The 19,495-nt window shown below is 38.5% G+C and carries 26 protein-coding genes; 5 read left to right on the top strand and 21 right to left on the bottom strand.

All coding sequences use genetic code 11. From position 1 onward, the window contains the following. The 19 genes from DBR43_RS14775 to DBR43_RS14865 form a co-directional block, all read right to left on the bottom strand. A partial coding sequence (locus DBR43_RS14775) for a hypothetical protein (RefSeq protein WP_199757059.1) occupies positions 1-383 on the bottom strand: 383 nt, incomplete at its 3' end. A gap of 161 nt (positions 384-544) precedes the next feature. Further along, a complete protein-coding gene (locus DBR43_RS14780; RefSeq protein WP_124582120.1) occupies positions 545-1,099 on the bottom strand; it encodes a hypothetical protein in 555 nt (184 codons plus the stop codon). Between the two features lies 1 nt (position 1,100). After that, on the bottom strand, positions 1,101-2,294 hold the full coding sequence (locus DBR43_RS14785; protein WP_124582122.1) for a PilN domain-containing protein: 1,194 nt from the start codon (positions 2,292-2,294) through the stop codon (positions 1,101-1,103). A gap of 1 nt (position 2,295) precedes the next feature. Beyond that, on the bottom strand, positions 2,296-4,257 hold the full coding sequence (locus DBR43_RS14790) for a type II secretion system protein GspD (protein ID WP_124582124.1): 1,962 nt from the start codon (positions 4,255-4,257) through the stop codon (positions 2,296-2,298). Beyond that, on the bottom strand, positions 4,257-5,687 hold the full coding sequence (locus tag DBR43_RS14795) for a GspE/PulE family protein (RefSeq protein ID WP_124582126.1): 1,431 nt from the start codon (positions 5,685-5,687) through the stop codon (positions 4,257-4,259). The genes DBR43_RS14790 and DBR43_RS14795 overlap by 1 nt, the downstream gene beginning before the upstream one ends. A 7-nt stretch (positions 5,688-5,694) precedes the next feature. Continuing rightward, positions 5,695-6,159 (bottom strand): hypothetical protein, encoded by a 465-nt coding sequence (locus DBR43_RS14800; RefSeq protein WP_124582128.1) that lies wholly within the window; start codon positions 6,157-6,159, stop codon positions 5,695-5,697. 56 nt (positions 6,160-6,215) lie between these two features. Next, on the bottom strand, positions 6,216-6,635 hold the full coding sequence (locus DBR43_RS14805; RefSeq protein WP_124582130.1) for a type IV pilin protein: 420 nt from the start codon (positions 6,633-6,635) through the stop codon (positions 6,216-6,218). Positions 6,636-6,696: 61 nt separating this feature from the next. Further along, positions 6,697-7,404, bottom strand: coding sequence for a hypothetical protein (locus DBR43_RS14810; RefSeq protein ID WP_199757060.1), 708 nt, complete (start codon positions 7,402-7,404; stop codon positions 6,697-6,699). Positions 7,405-7,915: 511 nt separating this feature from the next. Then, positions 7,916-8,554 (bottom strand): hypothetical protein, encoded by a 639-nt coding sequence (locus DBR43_RS14815; protein WP_124582132.1) that lies wholly within the window; start codon positions 8,552-8,554, stop codon positions 7,916-7,918. 26 nt (positions 8,555-8,580) lie between these two features. Continuing rightward, positions 8,581-9,720: a type II secretion system F family protein gene (locus tag DBR43_RS14820; RefSeq protein WP_124582134.1), complete on the bottom strand. Its 1,140-nt coding sequence runs from the start codon at positions 9,718-9,720 to the stop codon at positions 8,581-8,583. 2 nt (positions 9,721-9,722) lie between these two features. After that, positions 9,723-10,196, bottom strand: coding sequence for a type II secretion system protein J (locus DBR43_RS14825; RefSeq protein WP_124582136.1), 474 nt, complete (start codon positions 10,194-10,196; stop codon positions 9,723-9,725). Further along, complete coding sequence (locus DBR43_RS14830) at positions 10,186-10,542, bottom strand: type II secretion system protein J (RefSeq protein WP_158622499.1); 357 nt, start codon at positions 10,540-10,542, stop codon at positions 10,186-10,188. Before DBR43_RS14830 ends, DBR43_RS14825 begins: the two co-directional genes overlap by 11 nt. Beyond that, positions 10,539-11,777, bottom strand: coding sequence for a hypothetical protein (locus DBR43_RS14835; RefSeq protein ID WP_124582140.1), 1,239 nt, complete (start codon positions 11,775-11,777; stop codon positions 10,539-10,541). Before DBR43_RS14835 ends, DBR43_RS14830 begins: the two co-directional genes overlap by 4 nt. A gap of 21 nt (positions 11,778-11,798) precedes the next feature. Continuing rightward, positions 11,799-12,380 (bottom strand): toxin-antitoxin system YwqK family antitoxin, encoded by a 582-nt coding sequence (locus tag DBR43_RS14840; protein ID WP_124582142.1) that lies wholly within the window; start codon positions 12,378-12,380, stop codon positions 11,799-11,801. Beyond that, entirely contained in the window at positions 12,377-12,799 is a 423-nt protein-coding gene (locus DBR43_RS14845) for a hypothetical protein (RefSeq protein ID WP_124582144.1), read from the bottom strand. The genes DBR43_RS14840 and DBR43_RS14845 overlap by 4 nt, the downstream gene beginning before the upstream one ends. 74 nt (positions 12,800-12,873) lie before the next feature. Next, positions 12,874-13,824, bottom strand: coding sequence for a hypothetical protein (locus DBR43_RS14850; protein ID WP_124582146.1), 951 nt, complete (start codon positions 13,822-13,824; stop codon positions 12,874-12,876). Positions 13,825-14,033: 209 nt separating this feature from the next. Further along, the gene (locus tag DBR43_RS14855) at positions 14,034-14,282 is read right to left on the bottom strand and encodes a hypothetical protein (RefSeq protein WP_124582147.1); all 249 of its coding nucleotides are present in this window, start codon (positions 14,280-14,282) and stop codon (positions 14,034-14,036) included. A 145-nt stretch (positions 14,283-14,427) separates the two neighbouring features. Beyond that, positions 14,428-14,640, bottom strand: a complete 213-nt coding sequence (locus DBR43_RS14860) for an ORF6N domain-containing protein (protein WP_233602980.1) — start codon at positions 14,638-14,640, stop codon at positions 14,428-14,430. Between the two features lie 75 nt (positions 14,641-14,715). Then, complete coding sequence (locus tag DBR43_RS14865; RefSeq protein ID WP_124582149.1) at positions 14,716-15,201, bottom strand: helix-turn-helix domain-containing protein; 486 nt, start codon at positions 15,199-15,201, stop codon at positions 14,716-14,718. Between the two features lie 165 nt (positions 15,202-15,366). Between DBR43_RS14865 and DBR43_RS14870 the strand changes: the two genes are divergently transcribed. The 5 genes from DBR43_RS14870 to DBR43_RS14890 all read left to right on the top strand — a co-directional run bounded on the left by DBR43_RS14870 (position 15,367) and on the right by DBR43_RS14890 (position 18,417). Continuing rightward, on the top strand, positions 15,367-15,966 hold the full coding sequence (locus DBR43_RS14870; RefSeq protein WP_124582151.1) for a hypothetical protein: 600 nt from the start codon (positions 15,367-15,369) through the stop codon (positions 15,964-15,966). Positions 15,967-16,001: 35 nt separating this feature from the next. After that, entirely contained in the window at positions 16,002-16,640 is a 639-nt protein-coding gene (locus DBR43_RS14875) for a hypothetical protein (RefSeq protein WP_124582153.1), read from the top strand. A gap of 142 nt (positions 16,641-16,782) precedes the next feature. Next, a complete protein-coding gene (locus DBR43_RS14880) occupies positions 16,783-17,250 on the top strand; it encodes a hypothetical protein (RefSeq protein ID WP_124582155.1) in 468 nt (155 codons plus the stop codon). Next, positions 17,240-17,791, top strand: a complete 552-nt coding sequence (locus tag DBR43_RS14885; protein WP_124582157.1) for a helix-turn-helix domain-containing protein — start codon at positions 17,240-17,242, stop codon at positions 17,789-17,791. The genes DBR43_RS14880 and DBR43_RS14885 overlap by 11 nt, the downstream gene beginning before the upstream one ends. Positions 17,792-17,805: 14 nt before the next feature. Then, positions 17,806-18,417 (top strand): hypothetical protein, encoded by a 612-nt coding sequence (locus tag DBR43_RS14890; RefSeq protein WP_124582159.1) that lies wholly within the window; start codon positions 17,806-17,808, stop codon positions 18,415-18,417. A gap of 10 nt (positions 18,418-18,427) precedes the next feature. Here DBR43_RS14890 and DBR43_RS14895 read toward each other — a convergent pair whose 3' ends face one another. Together DBR43_RS14895 and DBR43_RS14900 are read right to left on the bottom strand one after the other, a co-directional pair. Then, complete coding sequence (locus DBR43_RS14895) at positions 18,428-18,898, bottom strand: hypothetical protein (RefSeq protein WP_124582161.1); 471 nt, start codon at positions 18,896-18,898, stop codon at positions 18,428-18,430. A 51-nt stretch (positions 18,899-18,949) separates the two neighbouring features. After that, entirely contained in the window at positions 18,950-19,330 is a 381-nt protein-coding gene (locus DBR43_RS14900) for a PD-(D/E)XK nuclease family transposase (protein ID WP_124582163.1), read from the bottom strand. Between the last annotated feature and the right edge of the window lie 165 nt (positions 19,331-19,495).

Here is a 19,495-nt window from a genome sequence, read left to right on the forward strand (position 1 = left end):
TAACCGATAAACAGTCCGTCATTTCGCTCATCTGGTAGTCCCCTAACCGTCCTGGTAATCACGCCTCCAGCATTAAGCGTCCAGCCGAGTCCCACCCAGGATCCAAGCTCAGCCGGCTTCGTCCCTCCGGCATGATAGCTCAAAGAAATGGGCACCACCAATCCTTTACTACCAATCGAACCTAAAGGCAGAGAAATTTCAGGTATGCCATTATAAACATTCACCGGAAAATCAACATATTTAGCCAATGCGGCAGAATTTGGAGAAGGGGGAATAACACTAATCTTAACGGCACCCTCTTGTGATTGTCCAAAGGAAATCAATGAAGCAAAACAAGAAAAAATTATTGCGTACGATTTTAACAGGAAAAGGGGTCTTTTCATCAGATTTTAACAGCTTGAATAATGTGGGAATATTTTACTTTAGAATACACCAGGTCTTTCGAATAAAAACAACCAGGTAGAAAAATTAGATTGAGAGGCATTTCACATATTAAGAATTGATTCCATAAAGTTAAACAAATACTTCAAAAAGCATAATTTTATTATTCTTTCTTCTTTGAAGATATCCTATCTAATCCTTTAAAATCTAAACTCAACATATTTTTCCTGGCGCTGTCGTTCAATAAGTCTTGCTTGGGGGCTTTAATCTGCATTGCTGAAATTTTCCCTATTCCTGAAGTCTTTTCCAAGGTATCTATCAGCTTTACCAGTTGTACAAAATTCCCATAAAACTTCAAAGACTGCAGCCTGCCTACTGTAGTGCTGTCACTCTCCGAAGAGGTGTTTGCTGCAGTGTACTCAATACCAACACGGTGTTTAGCGGCAATTTCAGATCCACGCATCCACAAAAGATCACTCCAATCCTCCCCCACCTGATATCCTTTTAAAATGCGGTCGAGCGCTGCCTGCTTACGTTGAACATAAACCGGGTTAAATGAAATGTCATTTTCCTGCACAGTGTCGACATTCAGTTTCCGATGAAGTAAAATGGCGTCGAAAGTCTTACTAAAAGCCAGGAACCAACTTAATAAAAGACCAATTCCCACCAATGGTAACAGCAACTTATTCTTCTGGATATAATTTAATTTAGGCGGCATATCAATAACTTAAAAGTAATGTAAAAACCTGGGTCCCTTTTTGATCGTCAGCCATATACTTTTCCAGCTTCACTTCCTTTACCCATTGTTTTTCCTTTAGGGTATAAATCCAGTTATTTACGGCATAGATGCTGCTTGTTTGTCCTTTAATTCTCATGCTACCATTATCTGGCTGAGGCACCTTCAAAAGGCCGGAAACAGCTCCGGATAGTGGATTGATCTGCATTTCCTCCAGCATAATTTCCTTTGGTAAAGTCTGCCCGATCTGATCACAGAGGTAAGCATAGGAATATCCTTTGTTCCAACCTAATTTCTGCACCTTGCTCTCTTTTATCTTCACATCTTCTTCCAGCTTCTGACGGTTCTCAAAAACATAAGATTTTTGACCAGCCCTGCTCATCAACTCCTGATTGCCGGAATTATAATAACTAAACACTAAAAAATTCAGCATCAATAACATAAAAAAGAACACAAGTATTAGCATTCCATACTTCTTAAATTTTAACTTCGCGGAGTAATCCACCAAATTTTGTTTGATTTCAGCCGACAGAACTTCAATGAGGTTCAACTGCTCATGGAGCATAAACTGAAAGCCGGCTGCAAACGCTAACAGATAATTTTCCGGCATAGGCTCTATGTCTACCTTGAGCGGAAACCCGGATTTTGCATCAAATGCGAATGAATACTCCTTCCAGTTCTTATCCCCGTCAAAAGTAATATGGTGCCCGTCAAATATCAATTGCGTACCATACGAGTTAATTTGTGGCATTACCTGTTCAACTATAAAAGGACCCAGGCTCAGCAAAACGATATCGGCAGACTTTAATTTAAAGGCAGAGATAATCGCGTCAACAACCTCTTTTCTTATAATGGCAATAAACGAAGAAGCACCTGTAGGAAAATGCTGAACATAAAACTCAGACAGTTTCATCTGAGGGAAAAGATGCTGAAGTCCCTGTTCTGTAACCTGTTCCAACCTATTTGTTTTTTTGATCAACAAGCCTTTTCCGGTAATCGTAAGTGCTACAGGCCCGGAAAGATCATTTTTTAAAACTTCTGCCAAGCTCCCCGAGTACTCTTTCTTAGTTTCAATCTGTATGATTTTTTTTGACAAAGAAAGCTTCAGCAGTCTTAAAGAACAGCTTCCATCAGACTTCAAATGGATTTCTATACCCGTGCCCGCAGCTGTTTTCATATTAATAAATGATCGTTGGTTTAATAAATACAACGGTAACGACTTTATTGTCAGACTTGCTTCGGCTGCTGAACAACCATTTTAAAATTGGTATTCTTGATAAAAATGGAACTCCCTCTCCGCCTTCACTCTTTTCTGTTCGTTCAAGCCCCCCCAATACCACCATTTCTTCATTTTTCATCCTGATAATGGACTCAAATTTACTGGTAGAAGTTGGTGGAGGTGCATCCTCAGGAGGATTGCCAATAAAGTCAGATATATCCACGTTAATTTTTAAAGTCACCTGATCATCTCCTGAAACAGTGGGTCTGATTTTAATATCCAGATTCGCATCTACAGCATGAAACTTCTGTGTAATCAAAGTTTGGCTTGTTAAAGACGGGATTACATTCTGTGTTTTTTCACTATAATATCTTTTGCTTCCTATGCTCAGACTTGCGGCGTGTCCATTTAAAGTAGATAATTTGGGAACGGATCGGATTTCTACATTACTATTGTTCTCCAGGGCACTTAATTTGACATAAAAATTAGGGGTAACCCTTCCCAGATTGATAGAGTTGTTGCGGCCAAGCATAGATAAAAAACTATTGATGGAATTGGCACCGAAAGTATAATTCAGTCCGGGAAACACAGTCCCCCCCGTTTTCATCGTATCTGATACTCCGGCAGAAATCCCCGTCTTTATACTTTTTCCTTTCCTTACATCAATCAGGGTAACCTCTATTAATATCATTGGAACCAGCTTATCCAGTTTTTTGATATAACTTTCTATCTCGGTAATCTGTGGAGAAGAACCAGATAAAAGGATCGTATTTTGTTCTCTGAATTCCTTGATCTCCACTCCTTTTCTCCATTCTGTAGGGATCATATTCTGAATTGTATCAATAGACCGGTTTTGCAATTGAACCAGGCGGTGGGATCGCAATCCTTCTATTTTCCGATCTCCAATCATATAAATGCCATTTTCAACCCTGTAGGTAAAGTCCGTTCCCTGAAATATCGAAGTCAGCAACTGATCAAAACTGATGTCATTTACTCTGGAAGTAATGTTTCCCTTAAGATCTGAATACAGGAAATAACTAGAATTGTCCTCCTGGGCCGCATTCTTAACCAAATCTAAAATAGGAACATTAACAGCATCTATGCTGATCAGCTTCCTACCTCCCGCAGTCCTACTTTGGATTCTAAAATTCGACGGAGAAGTATTCCCCCCTACATTAAGCGGCCTGGGGTTTCTCCTCACAGACGTATTTCTTTCATTATTAATAAATAGCTCTTCACCTTCAGCCAGCGGCTCAAAAACATAGACATTATCATTTGTCTTCACCACTTTCAACTCATTGGCGAAAGCCATTTTTTCTAAAGCAGTTTCCAATGGAGCATCAGAGAAGTAAGCAGTAACCCTTTTCGATAACAATGTAGCTGGAACTACCAAGTTCTTTTGAGACAACATGGTGATTTTACGCGCAACGAGCGCCAGTGAGTCATTATTCAACTCTAACGTTAATGTATTCCGTTCACTATTGTAACTGGCTTTAATCTCCTTTACAGGAATTACAGGTTTTGGGGGCTGAGTCCGTGTCACGGACATGATCGATCCAACAAGGTTGATATCTAAAGCATGTTCTTTACTTAAAAAGATCAACACATTCAATGCAGTTTCGTTGGTAAAATTATTATAGATCTTGAAATCCAACTTTGGATCAATATTAATATTAAGATTATTTGCCTGCGCCAATGCCCGTAAAAATTCCTGAACAGAAACATTAGACACATTCATCTGCACCTTTTGATTAAGGCCAGGAACAGTAATAGCGAGATTTCTCAGGCGATTCTCTACCAGTCTTTCCCGCTCTGAGGCAGCAGTAACCTGAGCATTTGTAATGTTAACCTGTAACAATAAGGATAAGATACAGATCACTGTAAATATAAATTGGAAGGCATTAATTTTGAGCGTCTTCATTAGCTTGTAAAAAGTAGCGGATAAATTTCTTCTATTGTTGTATCTCCGGAGGCAAAAAGGGAGAAAGCATTCTCTCCTAACGTTTTTATTCCCCTCGCCTCCAGCAAGGGATTGATATACATATTTCCTTGTTTAATCTCGACAGATAACTCCTGATCCAGCGGAATTACCTCATAAACTGCTTTCCTTCCGCTGTAGCCCGTATAATAACATGCTTCGCAACCTTTTGCAACATAATGTTCTTTTACCACGCTGTATGGCCTAAATTGTTTGGGATAAGCAGCCGGATCAAAAAGAACTTTTTCCCTGCATTTTTTACACAACAAACGCAGCAGTCGTTGTGCTACTGAAGTATTCAGGGTATTGGCTACTAAAAACGAAGGAATCCCCATATCCATCAAACGTGATACAGTTCCCCATGCAGAATTGGTGTGGACTGTAGAAAGCACCAAATGTCCCGTCAATGCCGCTCTAATGGCCATGTTTGCCGTTTCTGGGTCTCTGATCTCTCCTACCATGATTACATCCGGATCCTGCCTGAGGAAAGTTCTTAAAGCAGAAGCAAACGTAAGTCCAATGCTTTCTTTTAATTGTACCTGATTAATTCCCTGAAGGGTATATTCAATGGGATCTTCAATCGTTAATATATTTCTGGTTTCTTTGTTCAGATATTTGAGTGTAGCATACAGGGTAGTGGTTTTCCCGGATCCTGTAGGGCCACTGATCAGGATAATTCCATTTGGTCTTTTTACACCCTGCAGGTAATTTGCCAGATCAAAATCGGAAAAGCCAACACGGTTCAGGTCTATATTTGCGGCATTGTTGTTTAACAAACGCAACACCACTTTCTCGCCGTGCAGCGTAGGTAAAACTGAAACCCGGATATCAAATTGTTCCCCTCCATTTCTGAAGTTTATCCGGCCATCCTGGGGAAGCCTCTTTTCGGCTATATCCAGATTAGACATGATTTTGATCTTATTGATCAGGGCAGGATACTCCGTCTTTTTCAATACATAACGCTCCACCATCATTCCATCTATACGGATCCGAACCCTGCAACGCTCCTCATAAATCTCAATGTGAATATCACTGCTTTTCAGGTTCCGTGCTTCCCGGATTAAATCATTCAGAAAGCCATCTCCTTCAATCGCAGTTACCGTCTTCTGAAACTGGTGTTGCCCATTCTCTTTAAGGTAATGCTTGTGAAGCAAAGTACTGATGATTTCAGAAGAGCGCTGTTCAAGAAGAATACTTTTACCAAGTAATATTTCCAGTTCATCAGCCAGCAACTCAGGTTCCGCGCCCTCCTCACAAAGGAAAACCATTCTTTCAGGACTGTTTTCCTTCGGAAGAATGCGATAATGCCAGGCCTGCTCTTTACTTACCGCATGGATAAATATCGGGTCGAATTCTTGATTTTCTAAACTCATTTACTGATCAACTCATTAAAATATAAATCCAGCCATCACTATATAAAGTAAATGCCTTAAAAAAATAGTCTGTTATCATTAGTAAGGCAAGTAACATTGCCTGCAAACCCGCTAATGGAATGTGTTTATTGCTTTTCTTAGCCTGAAGCCCCCCCATACCTATCGAATAGAGCAAGACCAGAATGAGACTGCCAATATAAAAAAGCACATAATTTCCAGGAGAAAGGTAAAATGTAATGACAATTAAAAACAAAATATCTCCCCAGCCCAGATAGTCATTGGTAAGATTTACCACTTTCCTGTTCTTTACAGAGAAATAGACCCATAAAAACAACAATTGAATCAGGAGAAATAACAGACCATAGCCTGTCTCTGTAAGTGCATCCCAAAGACCTGTCAGGCTATACTTTAAACCAAATAGCAAAATTGCAAGAATAGGGAAACAAATCCAGTAAACCGCTCTATAACGCATATCCTGATAAAAAATGGAAGCCAGACACATCAGGATTATGATTTGTAAAAAAATCATCAATCCGCTACCACTTCTTTCAGATTCTTGTCCTGATCAATTTCCCAAATGTTGAAGGTACCATCTCCATCAAAATCCGTCACGGCCGTAGCCCTGGCAAGAAAGGCATTATTGGTAGCTGTTACGACTTCTATTTTATAGTTCGCTCTTCCATCTTTCCCGTCGGTGGTCAGTTTTTCCTGTATAAAACCAATTTCGGTAAGATCAGCACTATATTTAGATTTCTCATAAAAGTAGCTCTTTTCGAGTGTTGCTACATGTTCCAGTTGAACCTTTGCTTCTGTACTTTTAGCTTTCGTGATTAATGGAAGCAAATTGGGTAAAGCCAGTAATACCAGGATCCCAATGATCACCAATACCACTAATATTTCTGTAAGTGTATAAGCCCTTACTTTTCTTTTGAGGAGCAGTTTATTCATAAGCAACGATAATTTTGACTAAAATAACGCATTTTTTGTGTAATCATAGGATATTAAAAAATCAAATGGAATTTGGCTTCGTCTCCAGTTTACTCATTCGCTTTTCCAGTTTTTGAATTTGTTTATCTTTCTCAATCAGATGTAAGGTTAACTCCTCTATTTTTTGTAAAAGTTTCCTGTTCATCTCTCCCAAATCCAGCCCATTCTTTTCTACTTCCTTTGCAGCAGGCATATTTGGCAAATGATTGTTCAGTTTAATAAATGAATCGATTTGAGTCAACGTCATGAGGGGATAATCCTTTTTGAATACATAATCAGGCCAGATACCTCCTTCTACCTTTATTTCCTGCGCCCGGATTTTACCTTTAACGGAAAGCATTTCCGTAGGACTAGTGGTACCTATACCATAAAATCCCTGCTCATTACTGATCAGAAGTGTACGCCAACCTTCCCAAGTCGGAGAATTTCCTGATCTGAAAAAGATTCTTCCATCATTAGAAACTGCGAGTTCATGAGCCTTCCCTCCCGTACCATCGGGCAGCCAGGCACGAAATCCCAACACTGCATAAAAGGGATTACCTCCCGTAGAGCCTAAACCAATACTACTTCCGTATTTAAAATGAGGCTCGAACGAGTAAGAATAAGAATCAGGACTGGAAACATCAGACCTGGAATCAAGAAACATTAATTTATTCTGCCCTTTCGCAGAAATCGACACACATAAAATTAGCGCAGATAGAATCCCAAAATACTTTCTATTATTTTTCATTTAATTTGTTTTATTATTTTTCAACTTTGCATTCTCTTTTTCCAAAAGACTGACCTTTTTATCAAGCACTGTTAGATGTAAAGTCACCTACCTCTTCGAGCTTCTCGAGCAACTTTCTGATGATTTCCTCCAATGCTACACCATCGGATTCCATTTTTTTTTGCCGGGAACATAGATGGCAAATGTTTATTGTGCTTAATGTACTTTTCAAGGTCAGATAGAGATAACAGCTCATAATCATCTTCAAAAACATAATCAGCCCCCTCTTCTAACTTTATTTCTTATGCACGAATTTTTCCTTTCACAGCCAACTTATAATCACCAGGCATTGAGGCTTTCACTTGAAAGTCCATTTCCGTTAAATATCCCGGAATTTCCAGATCAAGTTATCCAACCGCTAAGATCAAGGATATTTTGAGCCTGTAAACCTGGGAGATAAATCACCGACATAGAAAGGAGACAATGACAATTTTGAAATAGCGTTTTATTTCAAATATTGAAATTGAACTTCTCATTTACCTTTTTTTAGTTGGTCTATTTCCTTTTGCTGTCGGATCAAATGCAGGGTCAACTCCTCAATCTTTTGTAATAGCTTGGCATTCATTTCTCCAAGGTCAATCCCATTGGACTTTACCTCAGAAGCCATAGGTATTCCAGGTAGGTGACCATTCTCATTAATGAATTTTTCTGTTTCAGCTAAAGCCGGGAGTTTATAAGATTTAGCAAATACATAATCCGGCCAGGCTGTGCTCAACTGTACTTTGATCGATTCGGCAATCACATTACCTGCCACCGCTAATTTATAGCCTTTGGTGTCGGTAGTGCCAATTCCCACTTTACCATCAATTTCTAACAAAACTTTGCTCCATGCCGTACTTGGGTTATCAATAGTTTTTCTAAAAAACAATTGCTGGTCGTAAAAGCTTCCGGCAAATTGCATTGCAAGATTATTATTTCCATTACTATGCCTCACATCCAAAAAATGCCACCAACCTGTAGCACCTGCGGGGTAGTTTATAGGATTATATGCATCAAAAAAACCTGAAGTAGCACCGGCATTCCCCTGAAGGCCTGCATCATTTCTACTTTGTGCAGTAAGACTTAATGGCAGTATTGCTGCCATTAGAATAATTTTAAATGATTTTTTCATATTTATATTTGAGATTATAAAACAAACTAAAAACTATTACTCATCTGGAACATAGGAAGATACATGGCAATAAGAATCACACCAACAACCAATCCCAGAAAAATAATGATTAAGGGCTCCAGCAGACTGCTAATCGTATTGGTCCGATATTCTACTTCCTCTGTATACTGTGATGCAATCTTTTCAAAGAAATAGTCCATCCGGTTTACCTCTTCCCCGACCTTAATTAACTGGATCATTTTGGCCGGATAAAAAGGAAATGAAGCCAGACTTTTGTGCAGGGATTCCCCTTGAAGAATATCCTGTTCCACTTTTAATAATGAGCTTTCAATCGGATAATAACTGATCATCTGTCTTACCAGCGCAATAGAACGCAACAAAGGCGTGTCTGTACTGACCAATAAACGCATCGTGTTGGCAAATCTCGCCAGGTATATCTTTCTGACAATATCTCCCAGCACCGGAATCTTCAAAAGCAGACCGGAAGAAATTTTTCTAAACCATTCGCTCCTTCTCTTGAGGAAATAAACAACAGCAACTCCAACAATAAATAACAGGAATAAGCTAAAATACCGGTCAAACCAATTCGAGAAGCTGATGATTGCTGCAGTAATCCAGGGCAATTTACCACCAAACCGGAGGAAGACATCGGCAAACATCGGCACCACAAATTTGATCATAAAAAATACGGCACCAAGAGAAGAAAGCAATACGATAACGGGATAGGTTACTGCGCTGACAATCTTCCTTCTCTGCTGAATTTTACTCTTATAATACTTCGACAAATCGGTTAATACCTCACCTAAACGACCGGTTTCTTCCCCGATCCGGATGCTATAAAACTCATAGTCACTAAATTTCCCTGTTTCCTTTAGCGCTTCAGAGAGGGCTAATCCCGACAATATTTTTGCGCTGATTCCTTCAAACAAAACTTTGTCCTTTGCCTGTTCCTGGTCTACCAGGATCAACTCAAGTGCGGTCCGGAGATCTATCCCCGAAAGCAACAAAGTACTTAGTTCAACGTACAAACTTTCTTTCTTCTTATCAGAAACCTGGTTACTTCCAAAGCTAATGTCCTTGTTCAGAAACGCAAACAAGTTATCCGTGTCTGGTTTAGCATTTGGTCGCTTCTTTTTCTGGTATTGTGAGATGTCTATTGAAGGCATAGTTATTGAAATAAGTCCTTTGCACTATATGTTTTCTGATAATAAAGTGAAATTGTCTGTTTGTCAATTTCTGTTTCAAAGCTGCACTGATCTACAGGATCACCATCTGCAACCACCTCATTCTCAAATAAAAAATTAAGTTTATCAATTCTCAGCCTGAAAGTGTCTGTTCTAAGAGAAAACTGATCACGAAACAGGTAGGCGTTGTTAAAATTATAATTGACCATACCGTCTTCCATTTCCAAAGCTAATCCATCCTGAACTTTAATGATCTTTCTTGCTTTAAGGAAATCCTGTTTCAACAGTTTGTCGGCAGTAATAAAGACTGCTACCCGATCTTGCTTTCTGACAAAATTAAGGTAAGATCCACTTACAATCCTGTAAGCAGTAAAAGTAACCGCAACAGCTATTGCTGCAATCAGCATCGCAATAGTTACTTCCATCAAAGTAAAAGCTGGCAATTTCTTATTTAGCATCCTCCCTCCCTTTTCGTACAATCTGTCTTGACTTTCCAATCTCTTTCCCATCTTCTGTTGCTGACACGCTAATCTGCAACAACTCAGGATCGTCTATATAAGGCAGAACCGTTTTCCGGAAAACGATACGATCAATTTCTATCGTCTCATCTGTCCAGTTACGCTGATATAAAGATTCCTGAATAATACCCGAACTGAGTGATCTGACCTGTTGCTGTTTCACTGATGGAGAGGAAACGATCACTTTGGTAAAAATCCCCGTTGCAAGTACAAAAACGATTAAAATGATCAGCATCGCTATGATCACCTCCAAAAGTGTTGAAGCTTTTAAGGTGCCCGGTTTCAATTTAACCACTTTAAAATCCTCCTTTCCGGCATTTCTCTTTTAAAGATCACTGAACTCAGATAATATTTACTTAACAGGCTACGGTTCAGTGTAACGTCAATCAGATAATTCTCATAAAGCGTGGCCGGTGTCTGCATGATAAAACGTTTAGCATAGACTTTCCCGTAAACAGTGATCCCACGCTCCATTTTAATATAACCTGTAGCAAAGACCTCCCCTTTCAAACAGCTCTTTGCTCCCAAGGAAATCATGGTCTGCAAGTCAGACCTCTTCTTTTCGTAAGTCATTAGAATCCCTGAAAATGTCACACCTTCTCCAATACTAATTTTCGACTGGATCTTACCATGCTCCGGCTTAAAAACTCCTGCAAAAGAAGGATAATTGAAAGTACAACCCTTCCCAATAACAATAGAGTCTCTTGCGAACAGCTGACAGCTTCCTTTAAAACCAGGAGCGACAATGATAGCAGGAGCGTAAATCTGAACGTCCTCAAGTGTAGAGGTTGCACCTATGGTGACTACAGTATCAGAGACAAGTATCATCTTCCCCTTCAGCTTTGTATCTCCAATCGTCGACTGATTCAGTTCCAACCGATACAACTGAACCGTATTAAAAAAAGAATTTATCAGGGAATCGCGCACATTAAAAAGCAATCCCTTCTCTGGCTTAAAATTCCTCTCCAGTTGCTGTACCAGTTTTTCATCCAATGGAGGAACGTCTCTGCCGCTTTCTCTGATTTTTCCTTTTATCAATTCTTTACCCTCATAAGGCTTTCCATCTACATAGGATTGTTTCAATCCTGACTTGGGCAATTGGGCATCCCCGCTTAGTGTTGTTTTTCCGCTCAGGGAAAGTGGGCGGTCTTCATCTGCAAGGTAAAGTACATTGGGATCTGAAAAGGCATTCCCGATCAAAAAAGTACGTTTCAGCGTGTCTTTAAGCTCAAAAGCTTTTACCATTCCCATTTCATAGGCACCCCAGAACTCTTTTCTCAATACCAGACTGTCTTTTTGGTCAGCAAACAAATCCATTACAACATCTTTGTTGTAATCGCTAAACCCCTCAGAAAGCAAGATTTCTCTTCCTGAATTTTCATTATGAAGCAGGTTGTCCAGTCTCGTCTTTTTTTGAACTTCCAGCCTATAATAAAATGCAATGGTTAGCAATGACGCGGAGATCATCGCAATCAGCAAGGAAATCACGACTACAATATATAAAGTAGATGCTTTAAGCATGGTCAATTTGTTGCATCTTTATTAATTAAAAATGCGCCTTATAAAACCTGGAACAATACTTTTTGGGCTGCTCACTTTACCTTTATGATAATAGATGGTCCTCGTACTGTCGCCAGCAAAAATCTTCTGTTTTCCATGCAGTACCCCGTTGCGGTACTTGCCTCTTTCCAGAACTCCGCCCAGGCTGTCATATTTATGGTAGATTCCATTTTTCTCCCCAAAGTTCCAGGTATAGTCTTCAGTTAGCTTTCCATTCTGACTCCAGCTTCTCCATACCCCGGCTTTTAACCCTTTGTAAAAATACCCCAGTTCTTTTAGATTTCGGTTGGCATAAGACTCCCTGTAATCTCCATTCAACAATTTACCGCTATAGCCACCTTGTGTGCTTTTGATGCGATGAGCAGAAAACCAGTAATAATATTTATCTGTTTCTACAGGCCATCCTCTCACCGGCTTTACATAGGCAACAATGGTACAGTCATCCTGATTGACAATAATTTTATGGCTAAGTAAATTCTTCTCATTACGCTGCCCCGAAGCACTGCCGGCCGAAAAGATAAACGCAGCAATCAGGATTAGAATATTTATACTTGATTTAATCATTGTTTGATATGTTTTTGCTTACCCTGCCAATACACCAGGATGGAATCTTTTTTATTTTTTAGGAGTTTTAACCCTTCCAGAAATTCGCCTTCAGCAAGCATCCTTTCCTTTCCGCTCACCTCCACTATGGATACCAATTTCTTTGTCTGTGGATTAATCACGTAACCTTTATACTTTACTACTCCCCAGTTTATCGGTGGCTTAAATGGAGCAGGGGCAAAATTAGTTGGCTTGGCAGCAATTTCAACAGGTTTAGGTACTGCCTGCACCATACCAACAAAAGGATCCCTATAATTCAAGGCAAGCCTGAAGGTGTCTCTTTTCAATTCGTATTGATCGTAAGGTTCTGCTCTTTTCACAACCGGCTGAGCCTTTAACTGATAATCGTCGTCGGAATTATTGAATAAGACCCTATACAAAATTATTCCCCAAACCGCAACGACCGCACAAATCAACAGATATGTAAGTTTCTTATTCTTCCCCGCCTCCATATTTATTGGATTGTAAAACTCCTCACTTCACCTGCCGGGCCAACATTTCCATTACCATCAATAGCTCTGACTTCCCAAAACAATTTTTCGCCACTCAGCCCGTCTGCAAAAGCATAAGAAGTGGCAGTTAAAGTAAGTGGAAAGGTAGGATCATAAGGTGTATTTCCGTTGCTTTGGTAAACAAAGAGCTTGTATTTCTTTGCAGTTGATAAGGCTTCCCATTTCAGGTTCACAGGTTTGGTTACAGCTACATTGTTTGCCGGAGAAATCAGCACAACCTTCGCTGCCGGGCTATTGTCAAATGTAATATTTCTGACCACTGACCATTTAGATTCTTCCACATCATTCTTAGCCTGTACTCTCCATTGATAAACTTTATTTCTGCTAAAGGTGACTGGATATTCCAGACCAGGAATTGTCTTATCCAGGAAAAGCTTCGTCTCGTCAGAAAAATTATTGGTATCAATCTGTAGCCTGTATTTGTCTGCTCCGTAAAGCTTAGCCCAGCTAAATACAGCGGTTGATTGGTTGGTCGAAGCACCGTTCGCAGGCAGCGTCAACTGAACCTGCTGTAACTTCATAGAAGATGGGTGAATGGTAAAAGCAGCACTAGTATAGTGTGTATTACTACTTCCATTCTCCGCCCGCACTCTCCATTCATAATTACCCGGATCAAGAGTTTGATTGAACTTATTGCCCTTTATAACCGTATCTGCAATTAACCTTACGGTATTGTTAAAACCAGGGCTAACAATTTGCAGGCGATACTTTAAGGCATCCTCAACTACCTCCCACCAAAAGGTCTGATTATAGATGATGGACTCGGCGCCATTTGAAGGTGCCAGCAATACTACATTTTTTCTTTCTATTGAGGGTTCGATAAATTCTTTACAACCGATAAAGAGCATAGCTAATATAAGTGCTATTTTCGAGAGGTTATTTATTTTTAACATGAGGCCTTAAATATAGCTAATTTGACTTAACCTGAGCAATGTTATTAATAACTAAAATTTAACGTTATTGATGCTTTTATCTGGTATGTCAATATCATAAAAAAATATAATTAATAAACAGCAAAAGATACATATCCATTTTTTTTAAATATGATAGGTCATTTTCACTCTTTGTTTCGTTATATCTTGCATCAGCTTTAGCTTGCTCCCTATCTTTTCCAGCCTTTGTATCTTGATGCTTGTTTTTTATTTTTCTCTTGACGATTTTTTGTGTGCTCGGCATGGGCTCTTCTATTTTCCTTTTTGTTTTGATCTGTCTTTGAATCAGAAGCTTTGTCTTTGTTATTGCCTTTCGTCAACAAAAGATGAGCAGCGTTAAGTTTAAAGGATAAAGTCGTTTTATCCGCACCGCCACCAGTTTCAGTTGGCAAAAGAACTAATCCTATCGTATCAGTCAATGAATGACCCGGCTGTTAGGCTATTTAACATAATAGCCTATAAGGGCTACTTTGGTCGCTGGATGGCTTCGCGTGGCTGTTTTATAATGTGTATTATGTTATATAGCTTGGGGTTGGTCTTCCCGGCAGAAGGGGCAGACGGGCGCTAGGGCAGCAAAGCACAGAGTTTTGAGGTCACAAATTGTGACCTCAAACTATCAAGCTCTTCTTTCGTCATCTCAAACATAAAGTCTTCGGGAAAACGGGTAATATTGCATCTTACCGCTTGCTTTAATACCTTGGTTTCAACTCCATACAACTCTGCAAGATCTCTATCGACCATAACTTTCTGATCACGGATCACATAGATTTTGCTCATGACCACCTCATCGGATATAGTAACATTCTTTAAGGAGCTCATAGTACGAATATATTCAGATATTGACTTGTCAGATCAGGTTAATCTTGATTGTAAATCAGTAATCTTTTCACGTTCCAGGTGGAGCAGACTTTCATAGAGACTTTTAATTTCCTCATGAAGTGTTCTGTTCTCTCCGTAGATCGTTTTCAGCTCTTTCATTGCTTCGACTAAAGCGATAACAGGATCGAAATTTTGAGTATTTGTGTTATTCACATCTCCTTGGATTTGGTTATAGTTAACATGTTGACTACCCTGATTAAATGTATTAAAATAGTTAATCGCCGCCTGTTCATTAAAGTTCTCTAATACCTGCACCGGGATTTTTAGCACTTCGGCAATCGAATTCAACAAACCCGGATCTACCATCTCTCTGGATTCTATTAAAGAAATCCTTTTTTGGCTCCACTCCGACCCTAATAGATCGGCCAAGGCCTCCTGTCTTATCCCGAGCATCTCGCGAAAGCGTTTTACATTTTTTCCCTGATGGATTTTTGCTGCTGCATCTATTGTAGTTCCCATATCATTTAAGTTTTATGAAATCAAATTTACCGAAACAATACGATATAAATAATACAATAAAGAAACTATTTTTCAGTTTAATTAACTAAAACTTAAATAGAATAAAAACTGCATGGGTTAGAATTTCCGGATTATATCTATTCGCTTAACAAACACATGGAAATCATGAAGACTAAAAACATTTCTACAAAAACACTTCTACTTTATAACCTCAGCCAAAATGAAATCGAAAACCCCAAGGTTATATTGAAAGATTTTTGCCTTCATAACTACCTTCCTGCCCATCTGGAACAGCTTAAGTATTGGCGCAACCTATTGCTCAGTAATAAAACATACAGCAGAAGAAATTGCCCATCAGACTTATTCCTTCAATACAGAATGACCATAAAGCTATTAGAAGCAGCCTGGCTATTGAGAGAAAAAGGCAGGCTTAACAATTTCAATCCGGACGAATCAGAGAAAGCACTCAGAGAAGAGTTCCTCAGCAAAGAGCAACAGGAGTTTAAATTTTATCCAACAGTGTTGAGCGTAGAAGAAATCTGGAATCCAGGAATACTGTTTAGCAAGCTGTTTAAACAGTATAAACTGACAGACTACAGGCGTATTCTGCAATACTGGATGAGCGAAGCATTGAGTCCTTTTTGCAGTGACGAGCTCCTTATGAAGGCCGAAATCATCATCGTTTATGAAAACCTTCAAAAGCTTTACGAAGCCAGTTGGCTGGTATACGAACGGGACAACAGAACAAAAGAAATTCAGAACTAAAACCAATTTATCCACTCACATAAAAAAACAATAACATGAAAACAGCAACAACAACTTTAGCAGAAACAAACTTCAGACAACTAACCAGTTATGAGATCGACTTCCCAATGTATTGTATTGGTAAATTCTGGATCCTTGATGCATATATCGAAGATTTCCGGATTGAGGTATACAATTGGATTAAAACAGCATGTTCATTGTCGAATGATCAATTTGGAGACCCGGACGAATTTGAACTGCTCCACCATCAATGCATTAAACTATTGGAAATTGCGCACATTCTATATACCAGCGAGGAAAACCTAAGTATAGAAACAGACCATCCTGCGCACAGACCTGATAAAAACTGCTTTGGCTATCATCTGGAAGATGAACAGGTTTTAAGCTGTCCAAACCTATACCTCCGCACGCTGGTAGGAACCGAAATCAATGACGTTAAGATTTTCTTTGAGGAGCTTTTTGAATTTAGGAGTTTAACGGAGTGGTACGACATTCTGGATCAGCTACTGATCAGTTCAAGGGAAGAAAGCAGTATAGTAAAAAACGAAGAAATAGGCCCTGTGATTTTGGAAATTAATGAGTATCTGGAGAAATTAATGGAATCAATCTATGTGGTCTATGAAACAAAAGCAATGGCTTACATCAATCAATATCATCCTGAATTGTTTGATTAACCCGAAGCCTGGCACAAGATTAAAACTGACTGTGATAGTTATTCTGGCCGGAAGAAATTCCGGCCATTTCTCACATTTTGACCAACAATTCAGAAAGAATTGTTTACATTTTTGGTAAACTTCTATGTATATTTGATAGGCGATGCACGTATTAAAGAACAGCATACGTGAAAAGCAATTCGTAACCATAGCTAAAATTGATACGATTGAAATTTCACTGATTAATAAAACGAAACAATTTGATTTCAACTGGAATAAAGAAAAGCTTTTCAATGTTTACAAGCTGACCGTAGAGGAAAACGATGAACCAATTGGATTACTTTCACTGGATGAAAGATCAGATGATTATGCTTTGGAAATCAGACTCCTCGCATCATCCAAACAGAATATTGGCAAATCGAAGAAATATAGCCGTATTGCTGGCTGTCTCATTGCTTTTGCATGTAAGGAAGCATTTAAAAGAGGCTTTGATGGTTTTGTCTGTTTAAAACCAAAAACAAAGCTGGAGGCGCATTATATAAAGAAATATGGATTCAGATCAACTAAGCTGTATCTGATCACAGAAGGGGAAAATTCACTAAAATTAATTAAGGAATATTATGAAGATTAAAAAAAACAGAAAAGAAATTCAAGAAACAACTTTTTCAAAGTTTACAGAAGAAGAACTTGCTGATGCTTTTGTCTTCCCTTCCGATAAAGTTCTGACTGCGAAGGAAAAAAAAGAAGATAGTGACTTTTGGACAGCTCGTCGAAAACAATTTGAAAATCGTACTCCCATACAAAAGATGTACTCCAGGTTGCTGCAATTGAAATTTCAACTGGAAGACTACGTAAATAGCGATCAATATAAGGAGGCACTCAATTTTGGATATTTCCTAAATGAGTATGTGAGCAGACAGGATAAAAAAGACAAACAATTTGCAGAAGAAGTGGATGTTACTCCAGCTGTGCTTAGTCAATATATCAATAACCATAGGAAACCTAAAGATGAGTTTGTGATTAGACTTGAATTACACTCTAATGGAATGATTCCCGCAATAAGTTGGTTTAAAGTTATTCAAAAAGACAAAGAACATGAAATCATGACCAATCAGGAATTAAGAGAAGAGGAAAGTAAACATGTTAAAAACAGGCTTGAATTTGCCTACTAAACCAAGCTATTTATATGTCATTCAATTATATTAAAATCATACTCATTATTAGTTTTACAGCCTCAATATTTAGTTGTCAATCTGAAAAAACAACTCAAAATAACAAACTAGAAGAAATTACCTTTAGAACTGATACTTCAGAAGGATTTAGAGACATTTCTCTAAAAATATTATCCGATAAACCAACAGATAGTACGCACATCTACCTTGCAAAAGGTCTTTATAAAGGTAAAACAGTAGGAATACAGATTGAAGTTAAATCTGATATGCCTGCAGGTATAACAAAAGACGGTGAGATCAGTAATACGGGGTTTGTTAAAAAACCCGTAACATTTTTTTCTATTGGTAAAGAAAGTAATGAATTTGTAAAGGCATTAAGCAATCTATACGCGGTCGATACGTCCAAGCCATTTACAAAGCGAGTAACAGCAACGACTGCATTTTCCTTAAACAAAGACATCGCTAATCTTAATACTGCAGGTGGTTATAAATTTAAACTATTCTTTGAAACTGAAACCGATGTTCCTGAAATATACTTGAACTTAAACCTTCAGGAAGGAATCATAGAAATATCAGAAAAAGATCAAGCCTATAGGAAACCTATAATGAATATTTTAACTAAATAGTATAACCAGATCAAAATTCGGCATTATACCCTCTGAAAGAGGTCTGTCTGAATACCCGGTGGGCTTTAAATTCAAAATGATCCGGATCAAAGCAACTAATGATTGCACGAGTCGTAACACGGTTAAAACCTGCCAACTCTGAATCTACAGCATGATAGCCTCCATCATTAATCTCGAAAGTTAATAATATAGATTGCCCTTTTATCCCTTCTAAATAATTCAGGAAAAAGCTTAGACCCGCAACAATCGTGGACCTAAATTCTATAGGCAATTCTATTTCCGGCACGTTCCAGATCACGTTACTATCATTATTCAGGGATTTATACATTTTTATTTTTAGATGGGCATAAGCTCTATTCATTGCGCCGGCATACAGCGCCTTCCCTTCTACAGGACTTAAATCCCAGTTAGCCAGGTAGGCATTTATATGATTAAACTCCTTAGCTTCAATTATATCTGATTTTATTCTTACTGCTTCCACAATTTTTTGATTTATGTAAAAAGTTACCTGTCCATGCTTCGTGAGACAAAATTATAGTTTCTCAATTTCTTCAATAGAAAGCTCTGTGATTTCGAAAATTTGATCAACCGACATTCCTGTTTCCTTTAATTTAAGAGCAATAGCCAATCTTTCTTCTAGTCGTCCCTCCAGTTGTCCTTTTTGCTCCCCTTCCTCTAATCCTTCAATCCGAGCCTGTTTCCCTGCCTCTTTTCTCGCGAAATCAATACTATTCTCATAATCCCACTTTGCCTTTAAGTTGGATTCATAAATTTTCCGTTGCTCTTCTGTTAATTTACTCACCTCTGCAATTTTAAATAATTTTTGAAAGATTCCTTTATTGAGGTACAGTGGTATCTGATCCATTTGGCTCATATTTTTAAGAATATAAAACCATTTGTTCAGATCTGACATGGGCTAAATTAGGAATTCTACATCATGAAGCCAAACTTAAAGAAAATTACTATCTTAATAATAAAAAAAACTCATCTGCAAGGAATTTAGATCACCGGTTGTAAGATCATATAACCGGACTGAAATCGCAAAATTAAATCTGCACAACAAAGCATCATCTATTTT

This window comes from Pedobacter sp. KBW06, assembly GCF_003852525.1.
Lineage (GTDB): Bacteria > Bacteroidota > Bacteroidia > Sphingobacteriales > Sphingobacteriaceae > Pedobacter.

Bases quoted from the DNA above. Each gene is read 5' to 3' on its own strand.
- DBR43_RS14780 (WP_124582120.1), bottom strand. From the start codon at position 1,099: ATGCCGCCTAAATTAAATTATATCCAGAAGAATAAGTTGCTGTTACCA.
- DBR43_RS14785 (WP_124582122.1), bottom strand. From the start codon at position 2,294: ATGAAAACAGCTGCGGGCACGGGTATAGAAATCCATTTGAAGTCTGAT.
- DBR43_RS14790 (WP_124582124.1), bottom strand. From the start codon at position 4,257: ATGAAGACGCTCAAAATTAATGCCTTCCAATTTATATTTACAGTGATC.
- DBR43_RS14795 (WP_124582126.1), bottom strand. From the start codon at position 5,687: ATGAGTTTAGAAAATCAAGAATTCGACCCGATATTTATCCATGCGGTA.
- DBR43_RS14800 (WP_124582128.1), bottom strand. From the start codon at position 6,159: ATGCGTTATAGAGCGGTTTACTGGATTTGTTTCCCTATTCTTGCAATT.
- DBR43_RS14805 (WP_124582130.1), bottom strand. From the start codon at position 6,635: ATGAATAAACTGCTCCTCAAAAGAAAAGTAAGGGCTTATACACTTACA.
- DBR43_RS14810 (WP_199757060.1), bottom strand. From the start codon at position 7,404: ATGAAAAATAATAGAAAGTATTTTGGGATTCTATCTGCGCTAATTTTA.
- DBR43_RS14815 (WP_124582132.1), bottom strand. From the start codon at position 8,554: ATGAAAAAATCATTTAAAATTATTCTAATGGCAGCAATACTGCCATTA.
- DBR43_RS14820 (WP_124582134.1), bottom strand. From the start codon at position 9,720: ATGCCTTCAATAGACATCTCACAATACCAGAAAAAGAAGCGACCAAAT.
- DBR43_RS14825 (WP_124582136.1), bottom strand. From the start codon at position 10,196: ATGCTAAATAAGAAATTGCCAGCTTTTACTTTGATGGAAGTAACTATT.
- DBR43_RS14835 (WP_124582140.1), bottom strand. From the start codon at position 11,777: ATGCTTAAAGCATCTACTTTATATATTGTAGTCGTGATTTCCTTGCTG.
- DBR43_RS14840 (WP_124582142.1), bottom strand. From the start codon at position 12,380: ATGATTAAATCAAGTATAAATATTCTAATCCTGATTGCTGCGTTTATC.
- DBR43_RS14850 (WP_124582146.1), bottom strand. From the start codon at position 13,824: ATGTTAAAAATAAATAACCTCTCGAAAATAGCACTTATATTAGCTATG.
- DBR43_RS14860 (WP_233602980.1), bottom strand. From the start codon at position 14,640: ATGAGCAAAATCTATGTGATCCGTGATCAGAAAGTTATGGTCGATAGA.
- DBR43_RS14865 (WP_124582149.1), bottom strand. From the start codon at position 15,201: ATGGGAACTACAATAGATGCAGCAGCAAAAATCCATCAGGGAAAAAAT.
- DBR43_RS14870 (WP_124582151.1), top strand. From the start codon at position 15,367: ATGAAGACTAAAAACATTTCTACAAAAACACTTCTACTTTATAACCTC.
- DBR43_RS14875 (WP_124582153.1), top strand. From the start codon at position 16,002: ATGAAAACAGCAACAACAACTTTAGCAGAAACAAACTTCAGACAACTA.
- DBR43_RS14880 (WP_124582155.1), top strand. From the start codon at position 16,783: ATGCACGTATTAAAGAACAGCATACGTGAAAAGCAATTCGTAACCATA.
- DBR43_RS14885 (WP_124582157.1), top strand. From the start codon at position 17,240: ATGAAGATTAAAAAAAACAGAAAAGAAATTCAAGAAACAACTTTTTCA.
- DBR43_RS14890 (WP_124582159.1), top strand. From the start codon at position 17,806: ATGTCATTCAATTATATTAAAATCATACTCATTATTAGTTTTACAGCC.
- DBR43_RS14900 (WP_124582163.1), bottom strand. From the start codon at position 19,330: ATGTCAGATCTGAACAAATGGTTTTATATTCTTAAAAATATGAGCCAA.